17 protein-coding genes are annotated in these 15,074 nt (G+C 52.0%); 10 read left to right on the top strand and 7 right to left on the bottom strand.

Features of this window, described 5'->3' with window-relative positions:
- Positions 1-101 precede the first annotated feature (101 nt).
- From RMS95_RS15150 to RMS95_RS15130, 5 genes are all read left to right on the top strand, one after another.
- Positions 102-464: a helix-turn-helix transcriptional regulator gene (locus tag RMS95_RS15150; protein ID WP_310647026.1), complete on the top strand. Its 363-nt coding sequence runs from the start codon at positions 102-104 to the stop codon at positions 462-464.
- 275 nt (positions 465-739) lie between these two features.
- Positions 740-1,420, top strand: a complete 681-nt coding sequence (locus RMS95_RS15145; protein ID WP_310647025.1) for a hypothetical protein — start codon at positions 740-742, stop codon at positions 1,418-1,420.
- A gap of 14 nt (positions 1,421-1,434) precedes the next feature.
- The gene (locus RMS95_RS15140) at positions 1,435-2,544 is read left to right on the top strand and encodes an ImmA/IrrE family metallo-endopeptidase (protein ID WP_310647024.1); all 1,110 of its coding nucleotides are present in this window, start codon (positions 1,435-1,437) and stop codon (positions 2,542-2,544) included.
- A gap of 834 nt (positions 2,545-3,378) precedes the next feature.
- Positions 3,379-3,777 carry a plasmid mobilization relaxosome protein MobC gene (mobC, locus tag RMS95_RS15135; RefSeq protein WP_310647023.1) on the top strand — a complete coding sequence of 133 codons (399 nt, stop codon included), beginning with the start codon at positions 3,379-3,381 and terminating at the stop codon, positions 3,775-3,777.
- The gene (locus RMS95_RS15130; RefSeq protein WP_310647022.1) at positions 3,774-5,165 is read left to right on the top strand and encodes a relaxase/mobilization nuclease domain-containing protein; all 1,392 of its coding nucleotides are present in this window, start codon (positions 3,774-3,776) and stop codon (positions 5,163-5,165) included. Before mobC ends, RMS95_RS15130 begins: the two co-directional genes overlap by 4 nt.
- An 84-nt stretch (positions 5,166-5,249) precedes the next feature.
- Here RMS95_RS15130 and RMS95_RS15125 read toward each other — a convergent pair whose 3' ends face one another.
- The 4 genes from RMS95_RS15125 to RMS95_RS15110 form a co-directional block, all read right to left on the bottom strand.
- Positions 5,250-5,627, bottom strand: coding sequence for a lecithin retinol acyltransferase family protein (locus RMS95_RS15125; RefSeq protein ID WP_310647021.1), 378 nt, complete (start codon positions 5,625-5,627; stop codon positions 5,250-5,252).
- A 93-nt stretch (positions 5,628-5,720) separates the two neighbouring features.
- Positions 5,721-6,005 carry a DUF3892 domain-containing protein gene (locus RMS95_RS15120; protein WP_310647020.1) on the bottom strand — a complete coding sequence of 95 codons (285 nt, stop codon included), beginning with the start codon at positions 6,003-6,005 and terminating at the stop codon, positions 5,721-5,723.
- Positions 6,006-6,032: 27 nt separating this feature from the next.
- Positions 6,033-6,761, bottom strand: a complete 729-nt coding sequence (locus RMS95_RS15115) for a hypothetical protein (protein ID WP_310647019.1) — start codon at positions 6,759-6,761, stop codon at positions 6,033-6,035.
- A 20-nt stretch (positions 6,762-6,781) separates the two neighbouring features.
- Positions 6,782-6,958: a hypothetical protein gene (locus RMS95_RS15110; protein ID WP_310647018.1), complete on the bottom strand. Its 177-nt coding sequence runs from the start codon at positions 6,956-6,958 to the stop codon at positions 6,782-6,784.
- Positions 6,959-7,071: 113 nt separating this feature from the next.
- Here RMS95_RS15110 and RMS95_RS15105 point away from each other — a divergent pair, with 113 nt between their 5' ends.
- The 4 genes from RMS95_RS15105 to RMS95_RS15090 all read left to right on the top strand — a co-directional run bounded on the left by RMS95_RS15105 (position 7,072) and on the right by RMS95_RS15090 (position 12,853).
- Positions 7,072-7,473, top strand: a complete 402-nt coding sequence (locus RMS95_RS15105; protein ID WP_310647017.1) for a helix-turn-helix domain-containing protein — start codon at positions 7,072-7,074, stop codon at positions 7,471-7,473.
- Entirely contained in the window at positions 7,445-8,014 is a 570-nt protein-coding gene (locus tag RMS95_RS15100) for an ImmA/IrrE family metallo-endopeptidase (RefSeq protein ID WP_310647016.1), read from the top strand. Before RMS95_RS15105 ends, RMS95_RS15100 begins: the two co-directional genes overlap by 29 nt.
- A 98-nt stretch (positions 8,015-8,112) precedes the next feature.
- The gene (locus tag RMS95_RS15095) at positions 8,113-10,224 is read left to right on the top strand and encodes a DNA methyltransferase (RefSeq protein WP_310647015.1); all 2,112 of its coding nucleotides are present in this window, start codon (positions 8,113-8,115) and stop codon (positions 10,222-10,224) included.
- Between the two features lie 28 nt (positions 10,225-10,252).
- Positions 10,253-12,853, top strand: coding sequence for a DEAD/DEAH box helicase family protein (locus tag RMS95_RS15090; protein ID WP_310647014.1), 2,601 nt, complete (start codon positions 10,253-10,255; stop codon positions 12,851-12,853).
- 145 nt (positions 12,854-12,998) lie between these two features.
- Here the strand turns inward: RMS95_RS15090 and RMS95_RS15085 are convergent, their stop codons facing one another.
- The 3 genes from RMS95_RS15085 to RMS95_RS15075 all read right to left on the bottom strand — a co-directional run bounded on the left by RMS95_RS15085 (position 12,999) and on the right by RMS95_RS15075 (position 14,618).
- Positions 12,999-13,598 (bottom strand): type II toxin-antitoxin system YhaV family toxin, encoded by a 600-nt coding sequence (locus RMS95_RS15085; RefSeq protein ID WP_310647013.1) that lies wholly within the window; start codon positions 13,596-13,598, stop codon positions 12,999-13,001.
- Positions 13,595-13,924: a type II toxin-antitoxin system PrlF family antitoxin gene (locus RMS95_RS15080; RefSeq protein ID WP_310647012.1), complete on the bottom strand. Its 330-nt coding sequence runs from the start codon at positions 13,922-13,924 to the stop codon at positions 13,595-13,597. Before RMS95_RS15080 ends, RMS95_RS15085 begins: the two co-directional genes overlap by 4 nt.
- 490 nt (positions 13,925-14,414) lie before the next feature.
- Complete coding sequence (locus RMS95_RS15075; RefSeq protein WP_310647065.1) at positions 14,415-14,618, bottom strand: helix-turn-helix transcriptional regulator; 204 nt, start codon at positions 14,616-14,618, stop codon at positions 14,415-14,417.
- Between the two features lie 103 nt (positions 14,619-14,721).
- Here RMS95_RS15075 and RMS95_RS15070 point away from each other — a divergent pair, with 103 nt between their 5' ends.
- The gene (locus tag RMS95_RS15070) at positions 14,722-15,003 is read left to right on the top strand and encodes a hypothetical protein (RefSeq protein WP_310647066.1); all 282 of its coding nucleotides are present in this window, start codon (positions 14,722-14,724) and stop codon (positions 15,001-15,003) included.
- Positions 15,004-15,074: the final 71 nt, after the last annotated feature.

The following is a 15,074-nucleotide window of genomic DNA, read 5'->3' as shown; positions in this document are numbered from 1 at the left end:
CCTATGGGGTGATCTTCAACTTTAACGCATGTTCACCCAAAAGGTTGACTATCAATACAATGAGGTGATCTATTTATCTCCGACCAAGAACACCAACCGTCATGGCAGCAAAACAGGTTCCATTCCAAGAGCAATCCATCGGGCCACTGATTGGTCGGTGCATCGCCAAGCGCAGACAGGCTGCTGGCCTCACGCAGGGACAAGTGGGTGAGGAGTTAGGCATCGGACTTGAGGCCGTTTCCAGAATGGAACGAGCCCTGACCATCCCAACGGTGGTACGTCTTGCCGAATTGGCGGAGATCTTTGGATGCGGGATTGATGCACTGGTGATTGAAACCAGTGAACGAAGCAGCGATCAGGCCGAACACATTGCCACCTTGCTCAGTACCCTGAGCAAAAAGGACAGGGCCATGGTGGTGGATGTGGTGGAGAGAATTTGTGATGGGGTGCGGGGGAGGAAGTAGTCATTTCGCGATTGACATGACTGCAGTGAGTTGCGGTCATGGGCGAACGGCTGGTTTCTGGAAACCAATCGTTGGCAAAGACGGCACATCCATTGAGCCAGCGCAAAGACTCTTTTGCAGCGTTTGCAGTCGTCATTTTTTGTCGCTGAACACTTACTATGCCTATTTCAATGGTCTAGGCCATCATCACCTCTCCAATCAATCAGTTTTATTTTTTTCCGCTTTTCATGACTCAATATGAGGTATGATTTACGGAAATTACTGCAGGAGTCAATGTGTCGAATTCTGGTTTCCGATTAGTCCCTGATCCCTTCAATCAGCTTGCCAAGATCGTCGTCCAGCCCGACGAGGTGCGCGCACGGCTCCTGCAACTCCACTCTGACCTTGCGCCAGAACTCATGTCCAAGGCGATCCTGAAGGGCCTCAGTGCTCGCAATGACACCACCAGAGCATCTGCACCGACCGCAGCAGGCGGAAAGCAATGGTTCGACACACTGGATGAGCTGCGCAATCTACTGCTTGAAAAGCAGTGGAACGCTCATGACCAGAGAAACTGCCCATTCGCCATCGCTCCTGATCGCAGCATTTCAATCGTGGTGATGACAGGCAACGCTGAAACCGGCAAACAAGGGCTGGAAGATCCCAGTACCGCTGCTGATAAAGGTGCCGTTGCTGAAGGCTATGTCGACGCCAATCGTCAGCAGAAGCTTTTCAACCAAGCCCGGGATCAACAAGGCACGCAAGTCTGGGCACTGCTTTACCACTACGACAAAACTTTGAAAGAAGTTCGATACGAACTCTCACTTCCAACGGACTTCAGTAAGAAGAAAATCACTGGCTGGGGTGAACGCCTGATTCTGGGTAGCATCCCTAATAGTCCAACCGACTTCACCATCCGCGAGGACGTACCCAACGCCCCAGCCACGGTCGAAGTCCAGCCCAAAACCGGCACATAACTGAGTAATAAATCATGTCAGACATCAACCCCAAGCAAATCACATTTGCCCGGGTTAGACGGCGCTACACCAAAGCGCAATTAGCCAAGGAGCTGGGCGTTACCAGCCGCACCGTACAAAACTACGAAGCTGGAACGCCTGCTCCTGACTTAGGAACCTTGGCACAAATCGCAAAACTGCTGGACTTTCCCCAGCAGTTTTTTTTCATCGATGAAGATATGCCAGAGCTGCAAGAACATGCAGTTAGTTTTCGTGCGCTCTCAAAAATGTCAGACGCGATGAAGAAGGGCGCGTTCAGTGTGGCCTCTATTGCCTTCAAAGTGAACGACTGGATTGAAGAACGCTTCAATCTGCCGCAAGCAGACCTGCCTGACTTGAGCGATCTTGATCCCGAGGATGCCGCCGCAGCCCTGCGCCGCTTGTGGGGGTTAGGCAATGCGCCCATACCAAACATGATTCACCTCCTGGAATCCAATGGCATCCGCATCTTTTCTCTGACAGAAGACGCTCGTGACGTGGACGCTTTTTGCACATGGCACAACGGCAAACCCTTTGTACTTCTCAACACATTGAAATCTGCTGAGCGCAGCCGCTTTGATGCAGCCCATGAACTAGGTCATCTGGTGCGCGATGTTTACTCCATGCAGCACGGTAAGGCCCCTGACCCGGAAATCGAGAAACAGGCAAACGCCTTTGCCTCGGCTTTTTTGATGCCGAAGGAGAGCGTCGTGGCTAACCAGCCTCCGGCATACACGATCAACTACCTCATGAAGCTCAAACACTACTGGGGAGTATCGCTGGTCGCCATGGCTTACCGCTTCCACTCGCTCGATCTTATTACCGAATGGAACTATCGCATCCTGTGCATTGAAATGGCTAAAAAAGGCTACCGCACCCAAGAGCCAGAAGAGATGGATCGCGAAAAATCTCAATTACTCACCAAGGTGCAGGACTACCTGCAAATGTACAAACAAGGTTGGCGGGATATCGCTCAGAGTTTGAGCTTGACTGTAGATGAGATCAATGCGCTTACCTTTGGATTAACGCAGCTATCGGTAGTCAAAGGAGATGCGGTAGGGAGACCAACAATTAAGGCCCCTCCTAAATTGCGGTTGCTGTCTTAACTTATCAAGTCTGCTCCCGGGAGTAGAGATAGCGTTAAAGAACTGTCCGAGTTTGGTCTCTGAGAAATCAATCTCGGTGGACATATCTTCATCAATGAGGGGCTGTGTATTTATGGCAGTCACCTTGGAGAAGTCGTTTAACCGGCTCACCGCTTCCGCCGTCGAATATCCTTTATCTACTTCACCCCCCAGAACCCCTTGCTATTCGAAATCGTTCCTGTAACTTGTTCAGCAGGAGGAAATCAATATGCAAGAAAATATACAGTTCCCAGACGGAACAAAAATCTACATCACTGACGGCAGGTTGCACCGAGAGGACGGGCCAGCCCTAGAAACTTCGGACGGCACAAGCTATTACTTCATCGATGGAGCTTTGCACCGTGACAACGGCCCAGCAATCTGTTTAGCCGATCCCAAACTCTGCCACTGGTACAAGCACGGAATCCGCATACCGTCGCAAGAGCGCAGTCGTTCATTGATCGCAGAGCTACGTCACAAGCACCTTGGCATTCACCCGGTAGGCACAGCGGGTTCAGACGGCAGGAGTGGAAACGGTGATGGAGCGGGTGGTGGGACAGTCAACAACTCACCCAGCAAACCGAAGAGGTAGGAAGCCCAAGCTGTGAGAGGGGTACACAGCAAGGTCAATCTATAACCCGTCGCAAATTTTGCGTTTCGGGTTATCGAGTTATCTGGGGTGTTTCCCCAGTCCCCCGTGCGCACCATCAACCCGTGAATGCATAACCCGCATACGGCACAGCGCATACGAATTAGCAACCAACCAGAAAGGAACGAGGCCCTGCCTCAACAGAACAAAAACCAAAGGAGGTCACCATGACACAAAAGAAAAAAGCCGGCCAGTCTGGCATCGAACAAAACCAAGAATTGAGAACCCTGCGTTTTGAACTGCGCCTCTCACCCGCAGAGCACAGCACCCTCGTTACACAAGCCCTGCTTGCCGAAGAAAACTCACTGGCCCAATACGCCCGTAACAAACTGGTCTATGGCGGCATGGCAGTCACCCAGCACATTCGCCAAGAGCGCGACACCAGCAAAGCCATGATTGCCGAGTTGGCCCGCATTGGCAACAACGTCAACCAGATCGCCAAAGCCCTCAACAGCGACGAGGAAGTCTCCACCGCCATGCTGGAAGAGTTGTGCAAAGTGGAGTCCAGGCTCACAGCCATGGACCAGCACTACCAAAGCATCATGCGCGCGCAGGTGCAATCATGATGGTGCGCATCTTCAAAACAGGCACAGGCAGTGCCAAGTCCGCCATCAATTATTTGATGGGCAACAACGACCACACCGGCCAACCACGATCTGTGCCGCCAGAATTGCTGCATGGCTCCCCCAGCATGTTTCAACTGGTCTCCAACGGCACCAGCAGAAAACACAAGTACGTGTCAGGGGCCATCAGCTTTCGTGACACCGAAAAGCCCAATGCCGCGCAAATCCAAAAAATCATGGATGCCTTCAAAGCCAGCTTTCTTCCTGGTTTGAAAGACTGCGACAACTATGCCGACGCCTGGATTGCCCACCGAGACAAAGGCAATCTTGAACTGCACTTTGTGGTGGCTGGAACGGAAATGCAGACTGGAAGGCAGCTCAACATCCACCCACCGGGCAAGAGAAACATCGAGCACTTCCAAGCCTACACGCAGGTCATGAACCAGGCCATGGGTTACAACCAGGTCACGCCTGATCCCTTGAAGGTGGCCCTTAGTGAATTTGAGGCCAAGTCACAAGCAGGCAAGCAATCCAGAAGGGTCAAGACCCTGCTGGCGAAAGAACTGCACGGTCACATCGTCAGCGGAAGAATCGCTGACCGCGATGAACTCATCACCCATCTGGAAGACAACTATGGTGAAGTCACCCGTGTCGGCAACGACTACATCTCCATCAGGTTACCGGGCAGCGCCAAAGCGAAGAGGCTCATGGGACCCTTGTTTCAGGAAGGGGCTGATTACCAGCAATTGGTGGAACAACACAAGAAGGCACAGCAGCCCCAGAAACTCACCGCAGAGGAATACACCCAAGCCAAGGCCACCCTGGAGAAGCTGACCCTGGAGAGGGCTGAGTATTTCGCCAAGCGTTACAAGAAGAAGACTACGTTCAAACGAACCATCCGTCGCAAAGGCGGTGTCAAGGGACAACCCGAAACCATGCCGAACTTACCCGCACAGAAGCCCACTGAACCCGTCAAAACGGCATCAAAACCTGCGCTTCCAGTCACCATGCCATCAGAAGCCGATGTCGCCACTGTGGCCAGCACTCAAGCCAAACAGGCAGACCATGGTGCCGTAGCTCGTGGAGCGGCTCCAAGCCACACAGCCAAAGAATCTGAAGGCAGCTCCGCTGTCCAATTTGCCAGCATTCCGACGACATCGGTCACGGCCATCGGCATGGAAATGCAGCTCGGCAGTCTGGCCAATCTGGTGTCCAAACTAATGGTCAAGGCCAGAACCACGACCAACACCATGTACTACGAGGTGCTGAATGCCCAGATCATCAAGCTCCAGTATCAGATGGCACAACTGAGTTTGAATTTGGAGGCTGAGAAAGTGAGGGCCTCATTGGATGCCAGTCAGGTGGCTGACAAGGGCAAGCCCAAAATCTGACCGAGGGAGGGTGCCGCTTGAGCGGGAGGCTTTGTGCCTGAGAAGCAGGTGTCCGCCTGCACCGTTCGAGAATGGGCGAGAAGGCTACGAAGTCATAGCAGCAAGTACCCCGATCAAGGTAAGTGCAGCAACTGCAGTTACCTGGGCGCTTTGAGGTTCTTCGCCTAGTAGCCAAGTGGCATAGTGCTCACAGTTGCGGTTCAATAAGTCATATTTGAATGCTCCACCTATTGACTGGAACGCGTTCCACTGAATCTGCTGATGTCGGTGAAGTAGGGTTTCTCTTTCATATGTGATGGGTCGTCCTTGGGCGAATTCGGTCAGCGTGACAATTGCCTGCCCATCGGGTGTCATGTGTGCAACATGACCATTGGGTAGCAATACACCTGCATGCCGCCCAATTCCGCTGAGTTTGGGGCGCGAGATAAGACCAACGAACGGTTGTGCAATAGTGGTTTGCATATGCCTGCTTACCTCAGTGATGTATCGGATGCATGTGATGGCACCGCTGCTGCAGCAATACCGAATCGTCAATATGGAACGTCTCGCATTGAATTACATGCATGCGGGCAATGACAAGAGGTTGTCGTTCCATACACCGTCTGCGTAGGTTCTGATATACGCACGTCCCTGTGCTGGTCGCACAACGCCAACATTCGCGCGTTTGCCGGTCTTTTGGTCCTTGACATAAAACGTGTTGGAATTGGAGTCGATACTTTGAATGACCTGCTCCACAGTCCAATACCAATTTGCCGTGACGCGGTTGCCCACGTGCGTAATGTGCTCATGACCTCCCTGAGGGTGAGATTTGGTAATACAACGGATTTCGCAATCTGCCATGATGGTGTCTTTCTGAAAAAATTATTTCTACTTTATGCAGAGCAAAAGAGAAGGAGGTTCTTTGATGAATTCACTCCAAGTATTCCAGCCTGCCGGTGTATGGAAGTAGCTTGCGGTGCATACAAAGAAGCCACCGAGTGTGATCAATACCCACGAGGACATCCGCTCAAGCCAGGTATAAGTGGTCTCGCTGACGGCGATGTCAAAGTATCCGAAGATGGTTGCAACTGTGCAGACGGGTAACAGAAAAAGTAACCCAACAGCAAACCCTATCCCTGCGGTCAGTGCATGAAGCAGCGCAAGCTGCCGACCATATACGTTAAGCCCGCACCAGAAAGTGCGAACCCCCTCTGATTGCTGCGCGAGATGAACGATCTGATTTGGGTAGTTGGCTTGGGCAACTGTCAGGCCGAAACATCCGATGGCCGATAGTGCGGCCACAAAAGTCATCTTGATAACAATTTCAGGTGCGTCGCGTTGACTGTAGAGATAGATGGCCCAAGCTGCGCCAATGGCTTCTAGTCCCGCCAAAGTCCGCAGCACTAAATAAATCACCTCAGAATAGAGCGCGAAGTAAAAGCTCGCACCAGCCAACGCAAGGGCCATGGCGATTGCAATAGCACCAATCCCGCCACCTTTCTCTCCGTCTCCGTTCTTTCCACCTCTGTAGTGGTGGTTTTGATGCTTGATGACGGTGATGCGATTGTTGTTGCCGACGGCGTTGCCGTCACCTTGAATCCCGACAATGCTTCGCATAGATTTCACCCTTAAAGCTGTTATTTATTTTCTTTGCGCACGCCTTTAAAGGGTGTGCCGTCCTGCTTTTGATCCATGAAACGGCCTGTGTTTGCATCCCGTTTTACCCAGGTATCAGTTTTTGGGTTGTGTACTTGCGAGCGTTCACGAACGGCGCCTACTCGTGCGTTGTCTCCGACTGGTGCGTTTTTAGCCATGTTAGGCCTCCAAAGTTGTTGATGCATGCAATGTAGCACTGAATATTGCTATATAGCAATACGCATTCGGTGCTTTTTCTATAAAATATTGCCAATTAGCAACAGGAGAACCAATGGCCGCTAACCGTGGACATTTCGACTGCGATGCCTTTTACGCTGCACTCGATGAAATCCGTAAGCGAAAAGGGCTGCCGTGGAAGAAGCTTGCCGATCAGACTAAAGTGAGTGCATCAAGTCTGACGAGAATGGGGCAGGGAAAGCATCCAGATGCAGATAGCCTGACAATGCTCTCCGCTTGGTCTGGATTGAATCCAGCAGATTTTGTGACCGACGAGGAGTTGAAGGCGAAAGACGCAGAGTCTTTGCCGAAGGTGATGGCTTTGTTGCGTGCTGACAGGACATTGTCGCCTGAGGGCATAGAGGCCATACAAGATCTTCTGAATGCGGCCTACCGGACGTTCGGACGGAATACGACGGAGCGTGCAGATGCCAGTTCAACTTCGGCGCGGGTTTAAGTCGGAAGCTGAGGCGTATGCCAAGGACTATAGGCAGGAGCTAGGCATCCAGCCGATAGCTCCTCTGGACATGTTCTGCTTGGCGGCACATTTGGCAATGCCGGTGTTTGCACTCAGCAAATTAAACGAGGAAATGCAGGAGAAAAACTATATGTTTTTAGCATGTAGCTATGGAAGTCCTTTTTCAGCAGTGACCCTGTTCCAGGGGCGGCGCAGGTTTATTGTGTTCAACGATAGCAATGCTGCAACACGTCAACAAAGTGATATGGCGCACGAGCTGTCGCATGCGATTCTCGATCATCCTCCAAGTGAACTCACTGATGAATCTGGTGGACGGCACTACAACGAAGTGCTGGAAGCAGAGGCTAACTGCTTGTCAGGAGTGCTACTGGTTCCGGGTCCTGCGGCCATTCGTTTGGCGACAACCAGAACTTCCTTGGACATAGCTGCTGCACGCTACAACATCAGTCCCGCCATGATGCGCATGCGCTTGAATCAGAGCGGGGCAATGAAAATTGCTGCACGATCTGGAATACGGTGACCGAATTCGTCGAGCAAGTGAATTGCAATGCTCAGAACCCAAACACCATGTAAGCGGACATATGCCCACAAAGTCAAAACACACTGTCATGCTGCACATTGAGAAAAAAATTGTCCCGACTAACTGATCTCATTGCCCAGGCAAAAGCCAAAGATTCGCAGTTCGGTGCAGACCTAGAGCGTGAGGTCAAGGCACTATCTTCTCGCCTGCCTTTTGGTCTGAACTTCGAGCGACACAGCCCCGAGGCGGTGGAGCTGCCGTTGCGTCCAATCCGTAAAAGTGACAAAGTGCGCGTGCTGCCACTGCGTGGATCGGTCAAGAAAGGTGATCAACGCTTGTGGCAAGTGAAAGACATTCACAAGGCCAAGAAAGTAGCCGAAATTGAGCTGACCGATTCAGATGCGGTGGAAAAGCAAACCGTGTCAATGGATGAGTTGGTGGTGGTGGCCGAATTCCGGGACATCATTTATCCCGGCTTGGTCAGTACAGGTAAGGTGGAGCGTGGTGGCGATCAGCCTTTCCACACCGTCATCAATGGCGAAAATTACCATGTGCTCAAGGCATTGACCTATACCCACCGTGGCAAGGTGGATGCGATCTACATCGACCCGCCCTACAACACTGGTGCGAAAGACTGGAAGTACAACAACGATTACGTAGAGAGCGACGACCAGTACCGACACAGCAAATGGCTGGCGATGATGGAGCGACGTTTGTTGGTTGCAAAGGATTTGCTAAACCCCGCCGATTCCGTGTTGATTGTCACAATTGACGAGAAAGAATACCTACGGCTTGGACTGCTGCTCGAACAGGTGTTTACTGATGCTCGAGTTCAGATGGTCTCCATTACTACGAATCCGAAAGGTGCATCCCGCCCCGATATGTTCGCCAGGGTGGATGAATTCGCTTACTTTGTTTTGATCGGTAACTCTGCCGTATCTGGAATTGCAGTCTCTGATTCTGAAGGGCAGGCTGTTCGTTGGCCCTATTTACGTCGGTCAGATGAGCAATCCATGCGAGGAAATCGACCTCGACAATTTTATCCAGTGTTCGTCGATCCAGTCACCTCGAAAATTACGGGAGTTGGTGAACCCCTAGCTCATGACGTAGCGCGTGAGACTATCCTGCCCCCTCCGGGGGTGGTTGCAGTCTTTCCTGTCCGTGATGATGGGGTTGAAATGGAGTGGGGTCTCACGGGTCCAAGTCTTATGAAGGCGGTGCGCGCTGGTTTCGCTAGAGCGACTCGTGCGAATTCCCTACAGCCGTATGCGATCTCATACCTAACTGGGCCTGCAATCAACAAGGTCGAGTCTGGGGAGTATGTCGTGTCTGGTATTCGAGAGGACGGAACAAAGCTTGTTATCGCACCAGCTGGCAAAACGACCCGACCCACAACAGTTTGGGTCGAGAGCCGACATAGTGCACCTGACCATGGGAAAAAAGTCGTAGGAGCGTTACTGCCAACTCGGTCTTTCCCATTTCCAAAGTCGTTATACGTTGTGGAAGATTCGCTGCGGCTATTCGTCGCTAACAAGCGGGAAGCAACGATCCTTGATTTTTTTTCGGGATCGGGCACGACAGCGCACTCAGTCATGCGACTGAACCACCAAGATGATGGTCGTCGGCAATGTATCTCCGTAACGAATAACGAAGTTGCCGCCGATGAACAAGAGGCACTGCGTGGACAAGGCTTGCGGCCCGGTGATGCTGAATGGGAACAGCACGGCATTTGCGACTACATCACAAAACCACGAGTCGCTGCAGCCATTACGGGCAAGACCCCTGTCGGCGATGCTATCAAGGGCGATTACAAATTCACTGATGAATTCCCAATGTCAGAAGGCTTTGAAGCCAACGCCGAGTTCTTTACCCTTACCTACGAAGCGCGCAATGCCGTCAACCACAATTTGGCCTTTTCGCGCGTGGCACCGTTGCTGTGGCTTCGTGCTGGTTCGCAGGGAAAGCGTATCGACAAGCTGCCTGCCAATGGGTGGGAAGTGGTTGACACCTATGGGCTTCTGACGGAAGTGGATCAAGCCACGACGTTCCTTAAGGCCCTGCAAAAAGCGTCGGACTTAAGAATGGCCTATATCGTCACCGATGACGACCGGCGGTTTCAAGCGATAGCAAAACGCTTACCCAGAACCGTAGAGCCCGTGCGTCTGTACGAGTCCTATTTGACAAATTTCAGCTTCACGAGTGGGGAATAGGCGTGGGGAACAAGAAGAGGAATAGAAAATGAAGTTCACCCTCAAAGACTATCAGCGGGATGCTGTACGCGATGCCTTGGTCAATCTTAAAGACGCTCGTGATGATTGGCAGCGGAAAGCACGCAAGTGTGCATTTTCTTTAACCGCCGTGACTGGTGCGGGTAAGACAGTGATGGCTGCTGCTGCCTTCGAAGCGTTGTTTCATGGTGACGATGAGTTGAACTTTGATGCTGACCCCGGTGCCGTGGTCATTTGGTTCAGCGATGACCCTTCGCTCAATGAGCAGACCCGGTTTCGTTTGATGGAGGCCAGTGATCGCATCAACCACTCCGACATGGTGGTGGTGGAAAACACGTTCAATCAGCCACGGTTTCAGGCAAAAAAAATCTACTTTCTCAACACGCAGAAGCTGAGTAAAAACAGCCTGCTGGTTCGTGGCCATGACCCTGTAGAGCTACAAGCCAAAGGCGGTGACCTGCTACCTGAAACAAGGCCTGATTTGCGCGCCTTCACCATCTGGGACACCATTCAGAACACGATTGACGACCCAGAGTTGACTTTGTATCTGGTGTTGGACGAGGCACACCGAGGAATGGGCAAGCAAACGACGGCTGCCGAAAACTCCAAGAGCACCATCGTGCAGCGTCTCATCAATGGTGCGGGCGGCGTCCCCGGCATCCCAGTGGTGTGGGGTATCTCGGCAACGGTTGAACGCTTCAACCAAGCAATTGCGTCAGCAGGTAAACATATCAAATTGCCCAATGTGGTGGTCGATTCAACCAAGGTGCAGGAGTCGGGCCTCATCAAAGACACCATCTTGTTGGACATACCCGATGAGGCAGGCAACTTTGACACTGTGCTGGTGCGTCGTGCGACGGATAAGCTCAAAGAATCAACCTACGCATGGGGTGAGTATGCGAAGCAGCAGGAAGAATCTCGCGCAGTCATTCCACTGATGGTGCTGCAAGTGCCCAACACCCCTGACCCAGATGAAATGGGTCGCGCGTTGGATACGATTTTTGAACGCTATCCTGAGATGCCTGCAGCCAGTGTTGCCCATGTCTTTGGAGATCACACGACCCAGCGATTTGGGAACCGTGATGTGCCATATATCGAGCCACAACGCGTTCAAGATTCCACTTGGGTTCGGGTGCTGATTGCCAAAGATGCCATTAGTACGGGCTGGGATTGTCCCCGTGCGGAGGTGATGGTGTCGTTCCGCTCCGCAAGTGATGAAACGCATATCACCCAGTTGCTCGGGCGTATGGTTCGTTCACCATTGGCGCGCAGGATTCCTGGCAACGACCGTCTCAACGCGGTGGATTGCTTGCTGCCCAGATTCAATAAAAAGACCGTTGAAAAAGTTGTTGATGTACTGATGAAGGGTGACGAATCTGGGCCACCCACCGGACGCATCCTGATCGATTATGTGGAAGTCAAACCCAACCCCGCTGTGGCCGATGCAGTCTGGCAAGTGTTTGAATCACTGCCTTCGCAGACGCGCCCACAACGTGGCGCAAAACCAGCTAAGCGTTTGACCGCATTGGCGCATGAACTGGCATCCGATGGCATTCTTGCTGGTGCTGGCAAGTTGGCACATCGCAAGCTACACGAAGCACTTGATGAATTTGCGGAGAGCTACCAGGACAAGATCAAAGCCAAGCGTAAAGCCGTGCTGACGGTTGATGGGCAGACTGTTAAGGCTGACCTCAAAGGCAAGGAAAAGAGCTTCGATGAGTTTTGGGAAAACGCTGATATGGCGGTCATTGACGATGCCTATCGCCGTGCAGCCAGAGTTTTCAGTCCCGACGTGGCCCACACCTATGTTGACTATCTGGCTCAGAAAACCGCCAGCATTGACGACGATCCCGAAGAGTACCTCGAAGCGATCACTGAAGCACGGGTCACCGTTGCTGGATTAGGTTTGGTGATGGAAATCGGGCCTTATTTCGATGCCAAAGCTGACGAAGTGGCCAAAACATTTCTTGCGGATTATTCGGCTCAAATCAAGTTGCTAAGCGATGACCGCAAAGAGTCGTATCGGCAGATCATTGAGATGAGCACCGATCCGCAAAGCGTTGATGTCGCCAAACCTGAATCCCGATACGAAGCGACTAAAGCCGTCGATAACGGCAGCACGTCAACTTTCGACAAATGGAAAAACCACCTGCTGTGTGACAAAGAGGGGCAGTACCCCGCTGAGTTCAAGAGTAGCTGGGAGCCAGCTGTTATTCGTGCCGAAATGAAGCGTGTAGGCTTTAGATTCTGGTATCGCAATCCACCGCAACCCGGTCAGTCGTCACTCGGTGTGGCCTACATGGAAGATGGCGAATACAAAATCGTCCGCCCTGACTTTGTTTTCTTCGCAGAGCCTGATGGGATAGTTGTTGCAGACATTGTTGATCCCCACGGCATTCATTTGGCTGATGCCCTACTGAAACTGCAAGGATTAGTCGAGTATGCAAAGGTTCACGCTGGTTCCTATCGTCGCATTGTGTCGGTTGCGGAAGTCAACGGAAAACTGAGGGCCTTGGACTTGACCAATTCAGATACTCAGCATGCCATTCTTGAGGCTGACAGTGCGAAGAGTTTGTTTGAGGGGGTAGTTGCGAATGACTATGAGCAATAGCGTCATGCAGCACTGTCGGCGCCAATCATTGTTCAAACGGAAAATAATTTGAAAGCGACAAGTTAACTTCGTTGCTGATCCAAATAGTTGACAGCTAGGGTGCCGCTGAGGCGGTAGGCGATCTGGGAAAGAATGACGAAAGGCCTTATTTGCGGTCGTGGCGTGCAGCCTGCAATCGCTCCCGTGAATCAGCAGCAGAGATACCATTGCCCGCTAGGCGATCTTGTTCGCCTGACGCGATGGCGTGCAGTGCGGCGATCACATTCTCAGCTTTGCCCGCAACGCCTCGTGCTTCGGCCAAAAGCTTTGACCAGTCATCGGGCGGCTGACCTGATTCCAGCATTTTGCGAAACACCCGATACGCATCCTCGCTGCTCTCATAGGCTCGCTTGGTGTCTTCGTCATTGACCCAAGCCAGCACGATCACCTTGCTGGGAGCGTGGTAGCGAAAAAACAGTCGGTACTGCTGGAAGAACTTCGCACGAAACCAGTGCTTGTGTTCTTCGCCGAGGGTGTTTCCTTGTCGGTATTCTGGCCGTGTTGGGTCTTGTGGGATGGCATCGAAAGCCAGCTTGGTAATGGCTGCCAAACGCTTGGTTGCGTTTTTCTTTACAAACCCGATAGGGTCTTTTTCCTTGAGGAAACTGACCTGCTGAGCAAGTGCGTCAAGTTGCGAAATGAACAGCGGGTGGGCAAATACTGTCCAGCCATGAATGACCAAAGGTGTGGGATTCGGCCCATTCATTCATCGTCTGCCGACAGCGGGGCGTCAAGGTCCACTTCGATGCCCATGGTGAGTGACTGAAAGCGTTGCGCGAAGCTGGCATCCAAGGCTTGCAATCGCTCTGGGTGTTCGGCCATGTCGCGGGTCAGAAAGCCCAAAAACTGACCTAGCACAGGGTCATCAGTCTCAGAGACTTCCGCACGACTGAGAACGACCTCGCCGTTGGGGCGAATGGAGTAGTGGACCTTGTCGCGTTTGCCCAGGCGAAGACTGCGGCGCACCATTTCTGGCACCGTGGTCTGGTAGCGGTCGGTCAGCGTGGATTCAACTTCGAGGGTGGCGGGCATGGGGTCTCCAGTTCAGAGAAGATGCCCAATGGTAATGCAATTGCATTGCCGCGTCAATCTTGCAGGCGTCCAAGACTGGACTGCTGGCTTTCCAAGAAAATGGGGGCACAATGTCATCCACTTAGGTCATCCACTTCAACCCACTTTTTTCAACCACTGGAATGTGTGAAAGTGAGTGCTGGTGCGGGTTTGCGGACGATTTGCCCCAAAGTGGGTTCGATCCCCGCCAGCCGCACCAAATTTACATGCGCCATCCTTCGGGGTGGCGTTTTTGTTTGCGGCAAAGCCTTACCGGACAAGGGTTTGCTGGATTTTTGAGTTCCTGAGTCTTCGTCATGTTGCGCCGACAGTCGGGGGTTGAACAGGGTTTGAAGAGGGTTTTGTGCCTGAAACGGACAAAATCAAACCCTGGAAATTACCCTGAGGCCTATGTCGCTGAGGGTTTCGGTATGTTCCTCGCGCGCGAGTGCCCGCGCGTATCGTTCGCCGGTCAATTTGACATGCGCTTATCGGCATCTTTTAAAAGTTCCGATGGGCGAATATCGAGGGCATCATATAGCTTGTAAAGCATCCGCACACTAGGACTGTTCTTGCCTAGCTCGATGAGCGAGATGTAGTTGCGGTCAACGTCAGCACGCAATGCTAAGTCGGTTTGACTCAATTTACGCTTTGTGCGTTGGTCCCGAAGTGCCAAACCGAATGCCTGATGTATATCCAATTTGCTTGCTCAATTTATTAAGCAAGGTTCGTTGATACGCGGCTAGAAATTGCTGTATGTGTGCGGCAGAATGAGAAGCATGTATTTAGGAACAGAATTTCATCGCTATTGGGCTGAATGCGGTGACGCCTTAATCCATCCAAGGGATCAAAGCTACTTCGAAAACAACAAAACAAAACAGAGCAAAGAAGCCTGTGACTTTGTAACAAGTGACTATGGGCCATGGTCTTTCGATGGGCCGATGGAGACGGCAAAAATTGTCGTTTGCTATGCCAATCCAGCTTATTCAGTAGAAGGCGGATTCAAGGACGAAGTGCAACACGCTTTAACGAGGCATGGAATACCTCGTGAGGTGTCTTGAATCCTAGTCGCTTTCTGGGGCGATGATTCAATCGGTTTTCAATCATAGTCAATTCCTCATCCGTCACGGTT

The sequence above is a fragment of the Limnohabitans sp. genome (genome assembly GCF_031539175.1).
Taxonomy (GTDB): domain Bacteria; phylum Pseudomonadota; class Gammaproteobacteria; order Burkholderiales; family Burkholderiaceae_C; genus Limnohabitans.
This window is presented reverse-complemented; position numbering and strand designations above follow the sequence as displayed.

Coding starts and splice junctions, on each gene's coding strand:
- RMS95_RS15070 (WP_310647066.1), top strand. CDS start 14,722: ATGTATTTAGGAACAGAATTTCATCGCTATTGGGCTGAATGCGGTGAC.
- RMS95_RS15080 (WP_310647012.1), bottom strand. CDS start 13,924: ATGCCCGCCACCCTCGAAGTTGAATCCACGCTGACCGACCGCTACCAG.
- RMS95_RS15130 (WP_310647022.1), top strand. CDS start 3,774: ATGATGGTGCGCATCTTCAAAACAGGCACAGGCAGTGCCAAGTCCGCC.
- RMS95_RS15150 (WP_310647026.1), top strand. CDS start 102: ATGGCAGCAAAACAGGTTCCATTCCAAGAGCAATCCATCGGGCCACTG.
- mobC (WP_310647023.1), top strand. CDS start 3,379: ATGACACAAAAGAAAAAAGCCGGCCAGTCTGGCATCGAACAAAACCAA.
- RMS95_RS15125 (WP_310647021.1), bottom strand. CDS start 5,627: ATGCAAACCACTATTGCACAACCGTTCGTTGGTCTTATCTCGCGCCCC.
- RMS95_RS15085 (WP_310647013.1), bottom strand. CDS start 13,598: ATGAATGGGCCGAATCCCACACCTTTGGTCATTCATGGCTGGACAGTA.
- RMS95_RS15120 (WP_310647020.1), bottom strand. CDS start 6,005: ATGGCAGATTGCGAAATCCGTTGTATTACCAAATCTCACCCTCAGGGA.
- RMS95_RS15110 (WP_310647018.1), bottom strand. CDS start 6,958: ATGGCTAAAAACGCACCAGTCGGAGACAACGCACGAGTAGGCGCCGTT.
- RMS95_RS15115 (WP_310647019.1), bottom strand. CDS start 6,761: ATGCGAAGCATTGTCGGGATTCAAGGTGACGGCAACGCCGTCGGCAAC.
- RMS95_RS15100 (WP_310647016.1), top strand. CDS start 7,445: ATGCCAGTTCAACTTCGGCGCGGGTTTAAGTCGGAAGCTGAGGCGTAT.
- RMS95_RS15105 (WP_310647017.1), top strand. CDS start 7,072: ATGGCCGCTAACCGTGGACATTTCGACTGCGATGCCTTTTACGCTGCA.
- RMS95_RS15140 (WP_310647024.1), top strand. CDS start 1,435: ATGTCAGACATCAACCCCAAGCAAATCACATTTGCCCGGGTTAGACGG.
- RMS95_RS15090 (WP_310647014.1), top strand. CDS start 10,253: ATGAAGTTCACCCTCAAAGACTATCAGCGGGATGCTGTACGCGATGCC.